This window comes from Shewanella sp. 10N.286.45.A1 (assembly GCF_041470405.1).
Classification (GTDB): Bacteria; Pseudomonadota; Gammaproteobacteria; order Enterobacterales; family Shewanellaceae; genus Shewanella.
On record NZ_JBFRMK010000227.1, the window covers coordinates 1 to 13,979 of the forward strand.

Annotated in this window: 13 protein-coding genes and 2 tRNA genes; 14 read left to right on the forward strand and 1 reads right to left on the reverse strand. The window is 44.3% G+C overall.

Annotation, left to right across the window (positions count from 1 at the left end; translation table 11 throughout):
- Positions 1-109: 109 nt before the first annotated feature.
- Positions 110-409 carry a ribosome assembly RNA-binding protein YhbY gene (gene yhbY, locus AB4238_RS16385; protein WP_020911381.1) on the reverse strand — a complete coding sequence of 100 codons (300 nt, stop codon included), beginning with the start codon at positions 407-409 and terminating at the stop codon, positions 110-112.
- Positions 410-500: 91 nt separating this feature from the next.
- Between yhbY and rlmE the strand changes: the two genes are divergently transcribed.
- From rlmE to rpsO, 14 genes are all read left to right on the forward strand, one after another.
- Complete coding sequence (gene rlmE, locus AB4238_RS16390; RefSeq protein ID WP_020911382.1) at positions 501-1,130, forward strand: 23S rRNA (uridine(2552)-2'-O)-methyltransferase RlmE; 630 nt, start codon at positions 501-503, stop codon at positions 1,128-1,130.
- A 70-nt stretch (positions 1,131-1,200) separates the two neighbouring features.
- On the forward strand, positions 1,201-3,144 hold the full coding sequence (gene ftsH, locus AB4238_RS16395) for an ATP-dependent zinc metalloprotease FtsH (protein ID WP_372034394.1): 1,944 nt from the start codon (positions 1,201-1,203) through the stop codon (positions 3,142-3,144).
- A gap of 112 nt (positions 3,145-3,256) precedes the next feature.
- Complete coding sequence (gene folP / locus AB4238_RS16400; protein WP_372034401.1) at positions 3,257-4,045, forward strand: dihydropteroate synthase; 789 nt, start codon at positions 3,257-3,259, stop codon at positions 4,043-4,045.
- 82 nt (positions 4,046-4,127) lie between these two features.
- On the forward strand, positions 4,128-5,465 hold the full coding sequence (gene glmM / locus AB4238_RS16405) for a phosphoglucosamine mutase (protein WP_372034396.1): 1,338 nt from the start codon (positions 4,128-4,130) through the stop codon (positions 5,463-5,465).
- 184 nt (positions 5,466-5,649) lie between these two features.
- Positions 5,650-6,432, forward strand: a complete 783-nt coding sequence (gene tpiA, locus AB4238_RS16410) for a triose-phosphate isomerase (protein ID WP_020911386.1) — start codon at positions 5,650-5,652, stop codon at positions 6,430-6,432.
- Positions 6,433-6,434: 2 nt separating this feature from the next.
- A complete protein-coding gene (gene secG / locus AB4238_RS16415; protein ID WP_371990438.1) occupies positions 6,435-6,770 on the forward strand; it encodes a preprotein translocase subunit SecG in 336 nt (111 codons plus the stop codon).
- Between the two features lie 110 nt (positions 6,771-6,880).
- Positions 6,881-6,967 (forward strand) — tRNA-Leu (locus AB4238_RS16420).
- A gap of 105 nt (positions 6,968-7,072) precedes the next feature.
- A tRNA-Met gene (locus tag AB4238_RS16425) sits at positions 7,073-7,149 on the forward strand.
- 159 nt (positions 7,150-7,308) lie between these two features.
- Positions 7,309-7,764, forward strand: a complete 456-nt coding sequence (rimP, locus tag AB4238_RS16430) for a ribosome maturation factor RimP (RefSeq protein ID WP_044555691.1) — start codon at positions 7,309-7,311, stop codon at positions 7,762-7,764.
- A gap of 27 nt (positions 7,765-7,791) precedes the next feature.
- Complete coding sequence (gene nusA / locus AB4238_RS16435; protein WP_372034397.1) at positions 7,792-9,291, forward strand: transcription termination factor NusA; 1,500 nt, start codon at positions 7,792-7,794, stop codon at positions 9,289-9,291.
- A 26-nt stretch (positions 9,292-9,317) separates the two neighbouring features.
- On the forward strand, positions 9,318-12,029 hold the full coding sequence (gene infB, locus AB4238_RS16440; RefSeq protein ID WP_372034398.1) for a translation initiation factor IF-2: 2,712 nt from the start codon (positions 9,318-9,320) through the stop codon (positions 12,027-12,029).
- Positions 12,030-12,094: 65 nt separating this feature from the next.
- Positions 12,095-12,523 carry a 30S ribosome-binding factor RbfA gene (gene rbfA / locus AB4238_RS16445; RefSeq protein WP_372034399.1) on the forward strand — a complete coding sequence of 143 codons (429 nt, stop codon included), beginning with the start codon at positions 12,095-12,097 and terminating at the stop codon, positions 12,521-12,523.
- Entirely contained in the window at positions 12,523-13,473 is a 951-nt protein-coding gene (truB, locus tag AB4238_RS16450) for a tRNA pseudouridine(55) synthase TruB (protein ID WP_372034400.1), read from the forward strand. Before rbfA ends, truB begins: the two co-directional genes overlap by 1 nt.
- A gap of 126 nt (positions 13,474-13,599) precedes the next feature.
- Complete coding sequence (rpsO, locus tag AB4238_RS16455; protein WP_020911393.1) at positions 13,600-13,869, forward strand: 30S ribosomal protein S15; 270 nt, start codon at positions 13,600-13,602, stop codon at positions 13,867-13,869.
- Positions 13,870-13,979: the final 110 nt, after the last annotated feature.

Here is a 13,979-nt window from a genome sequence, read left to right on the forward strand (position 1 = left end):
TTCAGGTAGTACGGGTATAGTAAATAAAAAAAGAGCCGCTGAATAATCAGCGGCTCTTTTTATCTATCTTGCTAAAACTTCTTTCGTGGATAAAAGAGGCTTTTGTTAACTACTTTGCCTTAGGCACAGCAATTTTCATTTCTTCAGACTGACGGAACAGTACTAAGACGTGACCAATAAGCTGTACTTGAACAGCTTGAGTTTCACGTACGATGGCGTCGACGATTGCATTTTTAAGCTCTCTGTCACCAGAGGCTATTTTCACTTTAATCAATTCATGATGAGAGAGTGCACTATCAATTTCAGCCAGTACACCTTCAGTCAGGCCGTTGCCACCAAGCATCACTACAGGCTTTAAACTGTGCGCTAAACCCTTTAAGTGCTGTTTTTGTTTGGTTGTTAAGTTCATTTATACCAACTTTATGCTGAGTTACTGTTGAAAAGCCGCTATTCTACCCTTATATATGCTTTGTGTAACTCTCAATTGTTGCGGATTTTAAATGTCAGGTAAAAAACGAACAGCTAGTTCATCTCGCTGGATGCAAGAACATTTCGATGATCACTATGTCAAACTTGCGCAAAAACGCGGTTTTAGGTCTAGAGCGGCCTTTAAGATAGAAGAGATCCAAGAGAAAGATAAACTTATTCGTCCGGGGATGACGGTTGTTGATTTAGGCGCTGCACCCGGCGGTTGGTCACAAGTAGCCGTTAAACTTGCTGGAGACAAAGGTAAAGTTATCGCATGTGACATTTTACCTATGGATCCCATTGTAGGCGTAGATTTTTTACAAGGAGATTTTCGCGAGGAAAAAGTACTTGATGCGCTGCTGACCCGAGTCGGTGATGCTAAAGTGGATGTTGTGTTATCTGATATGGCACCAAACATGAGTGGTACAGGTGGGGTAGACCAACCTCGCGCTATGTATTTGGTAGAACTTGCATTAGACATGTGTCATCAAGTTTTGGCACCTAATGGCTGTTTTGCTGTTAAGGTCTTTCAGGGGGAGGGCTTTGACGAATACATGAAAGCAGTAAAAGAAGCATTTAAAACGGTAAAAACACGTAAGCCAGATTCTTCGCGACCACGATCGCGTGAAGTCTATCTTGTGGCGACTGGGTACAAGTTATAGTAATCTATCGTAAGTACTCTAACATTAGTTTTCGAAAGACTTTAAAAAGAGGTCGAGTAATTTGAGTGACATGGCTAAAAATTTAATTCTCTGGGTTGTCATCGCTGTTGTATTGATGTCAGTTTTTCAGGGCTATTCCCCCTCTTCTTCAAATAAGCAGAAGATGGATTATTCTACCTTTTTGGATGACGTAAAAGCTGGACAGGTTAGTACTGTTGAAGTGAAAAGCGATCAACGTACCATTGAAGGGACTAAGCGTACTGGTGAGAAGTTTGTCACCATTATGCCGATGCCGGATCTAGATCTAATCAATGATCTTGACCGTAAAGGCATCATGATGAAAGGCCAAGAAGCGGAAGAGTCGGGTTTCTTGACCCAAATCTTTATCTCTTGGTTCCCAATGCTGCTCCTTATTGGTGTGTGGATATTCTTCATGCGTCAAATGCAAGGCGGTGGTGGCAAAGGCGCTATGTCATTTGGTAAGAGTAAAGCCAAACTGATGAGTGAAGACCAAATTAAAACGACTTTTGCTGATGTCGCGGGTTGTGATGAAGCGAAAGAAGACGTTAAAGAGTTGGTTGATTACCTAAAAGAGCCAACACGTTTCCAAAAGTTGGGCGGTCGAATTCCTACTGGTGTTTTGTTAGTAGGTCCTCCAGGTACTGGTAAGACGCTAATTGCTAAAGCCATTGCCGGTGAAGCGAAAGTGCCTTTCTTTACTATTTCAGGTTCAGACTTTGTTGAAATGTTTGTTGGTGTTGGTGCATCTCGTGTACGTGACATGTTCGAACAAGCTAAGAAGTCAGCTCCTTGTATTATCTTTATTGATGAAATCGATGCGGTAGGTCGCCAGCGTGGCGCCGGTGTTGGTGGCGGTCATGATGAACGTGAGCAAACATTGAACCAAATGCTGGTTGAAATGGATGGTTTTGAAGGTAACGAAGGTGTGATTGTTATCGCCGCGACTAACCGTCCTGACGTACTCGATGCTGCACTATTGCGTCCTGGTCGTTTTGACCGTCAAGTTGTTGTTGGTTTGCCAGATGTTCGTGGTCGTGAGCAAATTCTTAAAGTGCATATGCGTAAAGTACCTTTGGCCGATGGTGTTAAAGCTAGTGTGATTGCCCGTGGTACTCCAGGTTTCTCAGGTGCAGATTTGGCTAACCTTGTTAACGAAGCGGCGCTATTTGCTGCTCGTAACAGCCGCCGTGTCGTTGGCATGGAAGAGTTTGAAAGCGCAAAAGATAAGATCATGATGGGTGCTGAGCGCCGCACTATGGTGATGTCTGAAGAAGAGAAAGAGATGACGGCATACCACGAAGCGGGTCACGCTATCGTTGGTTGCTTAGTTCCTGAGCACGATCCTGTGCATAAGGTGACTATCATCCCACGTGGTCGCGCATTGGGTGTTACTTTCTTCCTTCCTGAAGCGGATGCAATTAGCCAAAGTAGACGTAAACTTGAAAGCCAGATCTCTGTTGCTTATGGTGGTCGTCTAGCTGAAGAGATTATCTACGGAACTGAAAAAGTATCGACTGGTGCATCGCAAGATATTAAGTATGCAACTTCTATTGCACGTAACATGGTCACGCAGTGGGGCTTCTCTGAGAAGCTAGGCCCAGTACTTTACGCTGAAGATGAAAATGAAGTCTTCTTAGGTCGTAGTATGGGTAAGTCGCAGCATATGTCTGATGATACGGCACGGATCATTGATGCTGAAGTTAAGATGTTGATTGACTCTAACTACGAAAGAGCGCAAACCTTCCTTAACGAAAATATGGATATTCTTCATGCAATGAAAGATGCACTGATGAAGTATGAAACCATTGATTCAAATCAAATTGAAGATTTGATGCAGCGTCGTGAAGTGCGTATGCCTGCAGAGTGGGAAAAAGACCAGCAGTCAGATGATAATGACAGCAACGGTGCTTCTTCGGTAAAAAAAGAAGAGACTAAAGACACTGAAGAAAATAAAACTGACGTAAGTGATGTGGACGAATCACCTGCTAAGTAATCTTTAGAATGTTTAAGAAAGCCCCACTGCGGGGCTTTCTTGTTTATGGAGCTTTATTTTGTCGATATTAACTTGTAGGGAAAAATCGTTAGATTTATCTACTGCCGTTATTATGGGGATCCTCAATGCAACCCCTGACTCTTTTTCTGATGGTGGCGAATTCTCAACTTTTGCAACTGCCTGTCGTCAAGCTGATAGCATGGTCGCGCACGGGGCAACTTTTATTGATATTGGTGGAGAGTCTACAAGACCGGGCGCTAAGGATGTTAGTGAAAAGGAGGAACTTGCACGAGTGATCCCACTGATTGAATATGTTTCAAAAAAACATGATGTTTGGATATCAATCGATACCAGCAAAGCAGAAGTCATGAGAGCGGCTGTCGCAGCCGGTGCACACCTCATCAATGATGTTAGAGCTTTACAAGAACCTGGTGCGTTAACAGCGGCTAGTGAGCTCAATGTGCCCGTATGCCTTATGCATATGCAGGGGCAACCTCGTACGATGCAGCAAGCGCCAATCTATGCTGACGTTGTTGAAGATATAGCGGCATTTTTTAAGCAGCGTATCGAACAATGTGTTCAAGCAGGTATTAAGCGTGACAACATAGTGCTTGATCCAGGATTTGGATTTGGTAAATCATTATCGCATAATTATGAACTGTTACAGCGTTTCGCAGAGTTTAAAGCCTTTGGATTGCCGCTTTTAGCAGGAATGTCTAGAAAAAGCATGTTTGGTCAGCTACTTAATCGTGATGTAGCACAAAGATTAAGTGCGTCTCTTGCTGGTAATATGTTAGCCCTGCAGGCGGGAGCCGATATAGTGCGTGTACATGATGTACAGGAAACAGCCGATATGATGGCTGTGCTCAACGCAACTAAAAATTACAAGGATTTAAGTTAAACTCTTGTTCAGCTTAAATGAAGTATTATTTGGTAGAATATGTGCATTCGTTTCTACCCACAGCTATTAGTTTGGAGTTTTCGTGAAGCAAAGACAATTTTTTGGTACCGACGGTATTCGTGGCAAGGTCGGTGCAGGCAAGATGACACCTGAGCTTGCCCTCAAACTGGGTTGGGCGGCGGGACGTGTATTATCTCGAGCGGGTACCCATAAAGTGATTATTGGTAAAGATACCCGTATTTCAGGTTATCTATTTGAATCAGCGCTAGAGGCGGGCTTATCTGCTGCGGGTCTAGATGTCATGCTCATTGGCCCAATGCCAACACCAGCGGTCGCATACTTGACTCGCACATTCCGTGCAGAAGCCGGGATTGTGATCAGTGCTTCTCATAACCCTTATTACGATAACGGTATTAAGTTCTTTTATACCGATGGTAGTAAGTTAGAAGATGCGGTTGAGCTTGAAATCGAAGCTGAATTAGAGAAACCTTTGACTTGCGTAGAATCTCACTTATTAGGCAAAGTTGGCCGTATCGATGATGCTGCTGGCCGCTATATTGAATATTGTAAAAGTCATTTCCCAGCAGAACAGACTTTAAGTGGTCTAAAAATAGTTGTCGACTGTGCTCACGGCGCGACCTACCACATTGCACCAAGCGTATTTAAAGAGCTTGGCGCCGAAGTTATCGCTATTGGTGATAAACCAAATGGGCTGAACATCAACGATAAAGTTGGTGCAACTTCAATGGCTAAAATTTGTGAAACCGTGCTGGAAGAAAATGCTGACTTAGGTATTGCACTTGACGGTGATGGCGATCGGATCATGATGGTGAACCGTCATGGTCGAGTCATTGATGGCGATGAGATCCTCTACATTCTTGCCTGTGATGCGCAAAAACGTGGCGTACTGCAAGGCGGAGTCGTTGGAACATTGATGTCTAACCTTGGTTTAGACATAGCACTACAGGCGCTTGATATTCCATTTGTACGTTCTAAAGTGGGCGACCGTTATGTGATGGAGTTATTGAAAGAACATGATTGGAAGATTGGCGGCGAAAATTCAGGCCACATTCTGAACCTTGATCATGGTACAACCGGTGATGGTATTGTTGCGGGTATACTCGTTCTGGCGGCAATGTGTCGTCAAAATGCTAGCCTTGAGGAACTCACAGCTGGCATAACCATGTTGCCTCAAGTCTTGGTTAATGTTCGTTTTGAAGGCGCTGATGACCCGTTGTCATCAGAGGTGGTACTTGCAGCAAAAGCTGAGGTTGAACAGAAACTTGGCGCTAAGGGGCGTGTATTGCTGCGTAAATCTGGTACCGAACCTTTACTTAGGGTGATGGTTGAGGGCGACGATCGAGCTGACGTGACTCAATTCGCAAACGACATTGCAGATGCAGTTCGTAATCTAGTGTAGACTGCTATTCGGTTAGAACATACAGCTGTTTATCATGCTGTAAAAATATGCACTTTAAGCATATATCGCCTTGGTCGGGTAAAAAGTATGCGTTCTAACCGAGTTTATTAAAAATTACGCCTTTAGGTATTGTAAGTTAACAAGTGGTTCGCTATTATTCACGCCGCTTTCAGAGGAGACAGTGATGGCACTAAGACGTCCCATGGTCGCTGGTAATTGGAAAATGAATGGCAGTGCGCAACTCGCGCAAGAGCTTTTCAAAAAATTCGCTACCAAGCTCCAAAATGATTCAGCGGAAGTAGTTTTGTGTCCGCCTTCTATATATTTAGAAAGTGTTAGACAGCTGCTAGATGAAAACAAAGAAGCCTTAAACGGTTGTCTTGTCAGGATGGGTACACAGAATGTCAGTCAACATGACTTCGGTGCTTATACTGGTGAAATATCTGGGCAGATGTTAAAAGATTCAGGATGTCGGTATGTTATTATCGGCCATTCAGAACGTCGCCGTATGTACGGAGAGACGAGTGACATCGTAGCAGAGAAATTTGCTGCAGCTCAAAAACATGGTTTGACGCCAATATTATGTGTTGGTGAGTCAGGTCCAGCTCGTGAAGCAAGACGTACTTTTGAAGTTATTGCTGAAGAGTTAGATGTAGTCATTGAAAAAAATGGCACCATGGCTTTTGACAACGCAATTATCGCTTACGAGCCATTATGGGCTGTAGGGACAGGTAAGAGCGCTACGCCAGAGCAGGCACAGGAAGTTCATGCGTTTATTCGCAAACGCCTCTCTGAAGTATCTCCATTTATCGGAGAAAATATCAGGATTTTGTACGGTGGTAGCGTAACACCGAGTAACGCAGCAGATTTATTTGCGCAGCCTGATGTAGACGGTGGCTTGATTGGCGGTGTTAGTCTGAATGCTACTGAATTTCTCAGTCTATGTACGATAGCGATGAGCGCATAAATATGTATGAAGTTCTAATGGTTATATACTTGTTGGTAGCGATTGGCCTAGTAGGCATGATCCTTATCCAGCAAGGTAAAGGTGCAGATATGGGGGCCTCTTTTGGCGCCGGTGCATCTGGTACTCTGTTCGGTTCATCAGGTTCTGGTAACTTCCTGACTCGTTCAACAGCAATTTTAGCAATAGCGTTTTTTGCTTTAAGTCTTACCATCGGTAACTTAAGTGCAAACCACACTAAATCTGAAGATGCATGGAACGATTTAGGTAGCGATGCAGCTCAAGCTGTTGAGCAAGTTCAGCAGGGCGCTGAAAAGTCAGAAGATAAAATCCCTGACTAATCCATAGATACTTATGGAGACTATTAATCAGATAGATTAATAGAGATTGTTAAAATGGCTATTAACCTCTAAACGTGGTCATTATTAAAAGCAATCAACGTAGAAATTATGCGGATGTGGTGGAATTGGTAGACACGCCAGCTTGAGGGGCTGGTGAGCGAAAGCTCGTGGGGGTTCAAGTCCCCCCATCCGCACCAAATCTTTGATTTTGTTTAATGACCAAGTCAAAGGTAATAAAGTCGCCACTTAGGCGCTTTATTATTGCAAGTAGAGATGATTCTCAATATACTTGCACAAGTTGTCGCGGGGTGGAGCAGTTTGGTAGCTCGTCGGGCTCATAACCCGAAGGTCGTCGGTTCAAATCCGGCCCCCGCAACCAGCTTCCCAGTAAAGGATTTAGATCCTATACTGTTACAGGTTCTGGATATATCAACCTCGTCATTACGGGGTTTTTTGTTATCTGGGACTTACAAAACTGTCATGAAAATGACTTTTTACTGGGGCTATTAGGCCCTTTTTTGTTTTTCTGGGGGTAACCTTGGCTACATTAGAACGCAAACTGGTAGAGATGCTCAAAGCACCAGTTGAAGCATTAGGCCACGAGCTTTGGGGTTTGGAATATATTCAAGCAGGTAAGCACTCTATCTTGCGTCTATATATAGACAACGAAAAAGGAATTTTTATTGAGGACTGTGCAGAGACCAGTCGTCAAGTAAGTGCTGTTATGGATGTTGAAGACCCAATCTCAACAGAGTACACACTCGAAGTTTCTTCACCTGGTGTAGATAGACCACTGTTCACCGCTGAGCAGTACCAACTTTACATCGGTGAGACTGTAAAAGTACAAGTAACGATGCCTGTTGCAGGTAGTCGTAATTTAAAAGGTACCGTTATTGGCATTGAGGGGCAAATGCTCACTCTGTCGGTAGACGGCAACGAACTGATAATTGCTTTGGATAATATCCGCAAAGGCAATTTAATCGCTAAGTTTTGATGAATTCAAGGTGAACGAGGCAAGAGAATGAATAAAGAGATCCTGCTAGTCGCTGAGGCGGTTTCGAATGAGAAAGGTGTACCTCGCGAAAAGATTTTTGAAGCGTTGGAAATTGCACTAGCCACAGCAACCAAGAAAAAATATGAAGGTGACATTGAAGTACGTGTTGCCATTGATCGCAAAACAGGTGGTTACGAAACATTCCGTCGTTGGATGGTTGTTGAGGACACTGGCGAACCGTTGGAAAACCCTTTCCGCGAAATTACGCTAGAAGCAGCTGTATACGACGACCCTGAGATTGAGCTTGGTGGCTTTATCGAAGACGAAATCGACTCAGTGGCATTCGATCGCATTACAACACAAACTGCGAAGCAAGTTATCGTACAGAAAGTACGTGAAGCTGAACGTGCTCAGATTGTTGATCAATTCCGTGATCGCGAAGGTGAGCTAATCGTAGGTGTTGTTAAGAAGAGTAACCGTGAAAGCGTAGTTGTTGATTTGGGTAGCAATGCCGATGGTGTGCTGTTCAAAGAAGACCTTATTTCACGTGAGTCTTTCCGCCCTGGTGACCGTGTTAGAGCATTGCTTTACTCGGTACGTCCAGAAGCGCGTGGCGCTCAGCTGTTCTTGACTCGTACTAAGTCAGAGATGCTCATTGAGCTTTTCCGTGTTGAAGTACCAGAAATTCAAGACGAAATGATTGAAATCATGGGCGCTGCTCGTGACCCAGGTTCTCGCGCAAAGATCGCCGTTAAGTCTAACGACCGTCGTATCGATCCTATCGGTGCGTGTGTTGGTATGCGTGGCGCGCGTGTTCAAGCCGTTTCTAACGAGCTTGGCGGTGAGCGTGTTGATATCGTTCTATGGGATGATAACCCTGCACAATACGTTATCAACTGTATGGCGCCAGCAGACGTTGCTTCAATCATTGTAGATGAAGACAACCACTCAATGGATATCGCTGTAGAAGCTGATAGCTTAGCGCAAGCAATTGGTCGCAACGGTCAAAACATTCGTTTAGCCACTCAACTATCAGGTTGGGAACTTAACGTGATGACTGTTGATGATATGAAAGCTAAGCATCAAGCAGAAAGCGCTAAAGTGGTTAACTTGTTTATCGAGTCATTAGACGTTGATGGCGAGTTTGCCCAAGTTCTGGCTGACGAAGGTTTTACCTCTCTAGAAGAGATTGCTTACGTACCAACATCAGAACTACTAGAAATTGAAGGATTTGACGAAGATATCGTTGAGTCTTTAAGAGAGCGCGCAAAAGCGGCGATCTCAACTCGCGCACTTGCGACTGAAGAAGCACTTGATGGTGCTGAACCAAGTGAAGACCTACTAGCTTTAGAAGGTTTGGATAGACACTTGGCGTTCGTAATGGCAAGCAAAGGCGTAATCACGCTAGAAGATTTAGCCGAACAAGGCATTGATGATTTGATCGAAATTGAAGAATTAACAGAAGAAAAAGCAGGTGAGCTCATTATGGCTGCCCGTAATATCTGTTGGTTTGGCGAAGAAGCATAAGTCGATCAACAGAGGGGAATTTAATAATGGCAGATACTACAGTAGACAAACTAGCCAAAGAAGTTGGGAAAAGTGCTGATCGACTCGTCGAGCAATTTTCTCAGGCTGGTATCAAGAAATCGGCAAACGATACGGTTTCTGAATCTGAAAAACAGCAGTTGCTTGATTTTCTTAAGAAGCAACACGGTGGCGATGCTGCACCACAGAAAATGACATTACAACGTAAGTCAGTTTCTACATTGAGCGTTGCAGGAAGTGGCGGTCAGTCAAAAGACGTTAAAGTCGAAGTGCGTAAAAAACGCACTTTCGTAAAGCGTGACGAAGCGGCTGAAGCTGAACTAGCGGCAGCAGCGAAAGCCGAAGAAGACGCGAAAGCTGCAGCGGCCAAAGCAGAAGCTGAAGTTAAAGCTAAAGCCGATGCTGAAGCAAAACAAAAAGCTGATGCAGACGCTAAAGCTAAAGCTGAAAAAGCAGCTAAAGCAGCTAAAGCGAAGACTGAGAAGCAAGAAGCTGCGCCAGCACAAACAGCTGACGAAAAAGCTGCTAAAGATGAAGCTGATAAGCTTCAAGCAGCTAAAGATGAAGTTGCTAAAGCTAAAGCTGATGAAGAAGCCGCTGCTGCAACAGAAGAAGCACGTCGCCTAGCTGAAGAGAATGCTAAGCGTTGGGCTGATGAAGAAAAAGCACGTAAAGAAGCTGAAAAGACAGGTGATCACCATGTGACTACCTCTACTGAAGCGCGTGCTGCTGAAGATACTGCTGATGCAAACGCTGAAAAACGTGGACGTCGTCCGCGTAAGCCTTCTGCAAATGCTGGTAATAATGCTAACCCAAATGCTAATGCGGGTTCTGGTCGTCCAGGCGGAAAAGGTAAGCGCGGTAAAGATAACCGTCGTGATAACCGTAATTCACGCAACTCTCGCAACAATCGCAGTGTTGCACCTGAGTCTATGGACCATGCATTTAACAAGTCAGCTGTTGTTGTTAAAGCAGATGTCAGTATTGGTGAGACTGTTTCAGTTTCAGAACTTGCTTCAAAGATGTCAGTTAAAGCGACTGAAATCATCAAGCAAATGATGAAAATGGGTTCTATGGTTACCATTAACCAAGTCCTAGACCAAGAAACGGCACAGCTAGTGGCTGAAGAAATGGGTCACAAAGTGATTCTAACTCGTGAAAACGAGCTTGAGCATCAAGTACTTGCTGACCGTAACGGTGATGTTAGCGTTGAGCCTCGTGCTCCAGTAGTGACTATTATGGGTCACGTTGATCATGGTAAAACATCGCTACTTGATTACATTCGTCGTGCAAAAGTTGCTTCAGGCGAAGCGGGTGGTATTACTCAGCATATTGGTGCTTACCACGTTGAAACGGGTAACGGCATGATCACCTTCCTTGATACTCCTGGTCACGCTGCGTTTACCGCAATGCGTGCTCGTGGTGCCAAGGCAACCGATATTGTTATTCTTGTTGTTGCGGCCGATGACGGTGTTATGCCACAAACAATCGAAGCTATTCAGCATGCTAAAGCAGGCGGAGTGCCACTGATTGTTGCAGTGAACAAGATTGATAAGCCGGAAGCAGATCCTGATCGCGTTAAGTCTGAGCTATCTCAGCATGGCGTAATGTCAGAAGACTGGGGCGGAGAGAACATGTTTGTTCACGTTTCAGCTAAGAGCGGTGAAGGTATTGATGAACTACTAGAAGGTATCCTTCTTGAGTCTGAAGTACTAGAGCTTAAAGCGGTTCGTGAAGGTATGGCTGCTGGTGTTGTTGTTGAATCTAAGCTTGATAAAGGCCGTGGTCCAGTTGCAACCGTTCTTGTACAAGAAGGTACATTGAAGCAAGGCGATATCGTTCTTTGTGGTCTTGAGTACGGTAAAGTCCGTGCGATGAAAGATGAAAACGGTAAAGCAATTACTGAAGCTGGCCCATCAATTCCAGTAGAGATCTTAGGTCTTTCTGGCGTGCCATCAGCCGGTGATGAAGCAACGGTTGTACGTGATGAGCGTAAAGCGCGTGAAGTCGCACTTTACCGCCAAGGCAAGTTCCGTGACGTTAAGCTGGCTCGCCAGCAGAAGTCTAAGCTTGAAAACATGTTCGCCAATATGGTTGAAGGTGAAGTTCAAGAGCTTAACTTGGTACTTAAAGCTGACGTACAAGGTTCGCTTGAAGCAATCGCTGATTCGCTTAACAAGCTTTCAACTGACGAAGTTAAAGTTAACATCATCGCTCGCGGTGTAGGTGGACTGACTGAGACCGACGCAACTTTAGCTGCAGCATCTAACGCTATTATGGTTGGCTTTAACGTTCGTGCCGATGCACAAGCGCGTAAAGTTGTCGACAGCGAAAGTGTTGACCTACGTTACTACAGCATCATCTATCAGTTGATTGATGAAGTTAGAGACGCGATGGGTGGCATGCTAGCGCCAGAATTCAGACAAGAAATTATTGGTCTTGCTGAAGTTCGTGACGTATTTAAGTCACCTAAGATCGGTGCAATTGCTGGTTGTATGGTTACTGAAGGTACTATTAAGCGTAGCGCTCCAATCCGTGTATTACGTGAAAACGTTGTTATTTACGAAGGTGAGCTAGAATCTCTACGCCGCTTCAAAGATGACGTTAGCGATGTTCGTAACGGCATGGAATGTGGTATCGGTGTGAAGAACTATAATGACGTCAGAGTTGGCGATCAGATTGAAGTCTTCGAAACCGTTGAGATAGCACGTACACTGTAACCTATCTCATAACATATAGGGGCGGCGTCAGCCGCCCTTACTTTTTGATAAGATGGCAAAATATTATGGCAAAAGAATTTAGTCGTACACGCCGTATTGCACAGCAGCTACAACAAGAGCTAGCACAGGTGCTACAACGTGATATGAAAGACCCTCGTATTGGGTTTGTGACGGTTAATGATGTCGATGTTTCACGTGACTTGAGCTATGCCAAGGTATACGTGACTTTCTTTGAAGAAGACGAAAAGCTTGTTCAAGAGAAAGTAGAAGCATTAGATGCCGCTGCAGGCTATATCCGTTCATTGGTTGCTGGGCGTATGAAGCTACGTGTGATGCCTGAGCTGCGCTTTATCTATGACAGTTCATTAGTTGAAGGTATGCGTATGTCTAATCTTGTTAGCCGAGTGATCAGTGATGATGAAGCTAAGCAGCAAGAGCACGGTACAGCAGAAAATGTTAAGCAAGACACTGACAAGGCTGAGGACAACAAGTAATGGCTCGTCGTTCTCGTGGTCGTCACATTGATGGTGTGTTGTTGCTTGATAAAGACACTGGCATGAGCTCGAACTTTGCATTACAAAGAGTTAAACGCTTTTTTAATGCAAACAAAGCGGGTCATACTGGGGCGCTTGACCCATTAGCGACAGGTATGTTACCTATCTGCTTAGGTGAAGCCACCAAGTTTTCGCAGCACCTTCTCGATGCTGATAAGCGTTATCTCGTCACCGCTAAGCTCGGTCAGCGCACTGACACTAGTGACTCTGATGGTGAAGTGGTTCAGACACGTGAAATAGACTTTACTCAAGAGCAGTTAGATACTGCCCTTGAGCATTTTCGTGGTAAAACGATGCAAGTACCTTCAATGTATTCAGCGCTTAAATACCAAGGTCAGCCTTTGTATAAGTATGCGCGAGAAGGCATTGAGGTGCCACGTGAGGCTCGTCCTATCAATGTATTCGAGCTTAACTTTATCAGCCTAGAAGGCGATGAGTTAACCTTAGATATTCATTGCTCTAAAGGCACTTACATCCGAACCATTACCGATGATTTGGGTGAGATGCTTGGCTGTGGTGCCCATGTGATAATGCTGCGACGTACTCAAGTCGCGGGCTACCCATACGACAATATGGTCTCTCTGGCTCAGTTAGAGGCTTTGGTGGCTAAGGTTGAAGCAGAGTCATTGACGCTAGCAGAAGTGTTAGATCCACTTCTTTTGCCTATGGATACAGCAGTTAGTGATTTTACAGAGATTAACGTCTCTGATGACATTGCTCCGTTCTTGATGAATGGTAATCCTGTTCAAGTTGCAAATTTGCCCGTTGATGAGCTTGTGCGTATCACTTTAGGTGCTGAGCGTAAGTTTGTCGGTATCGGTCAGATGAATGATGATGGACTGCTTGCACCGAAGCGACTTATTGTTTTAAGAGATGAGTCAGCCGAATAGCAATTATTTGCAATGTGGTTAAGAAATCTAGTTGCTACTACTTAGCTTAATGGGTAGAATAGCGCGCTCACTTTGGCTGAGTTAGTGATCGGCTAAAGATTTTTAATTATTATTTTGGAGATAGAAATGTCACTAAGTGTTGAAGCTAAAGCTAAAATCCTAGCTGAATTTGGTCGTTGTGAAAATGATACTGGTTCTTCTGAAGTTCAAGTTGCTCTGCTAACTGCGCAGATCAACCACCTACAAGGTCACTTCAAAGAGCACATCCATGACCACCATTCACGTCGTGGTCTACTACGTATGGTTAGCACACGTCGTAAACTTCTTGCATACCTTAAGCGTACTGAAAATGTTCGTTACCAAGAGCTTATCAAGAAGTTAGGTCTACGTCGTTAATCTTTAATTAGATAACGTTCGACCTATTAAAAGGAGGCTTAGCCTCCTTTTTTTGTGCCTGTAATTTAGAAAACTTGGCTTTTGTAAACTGATACCAATAGCATTAAAAG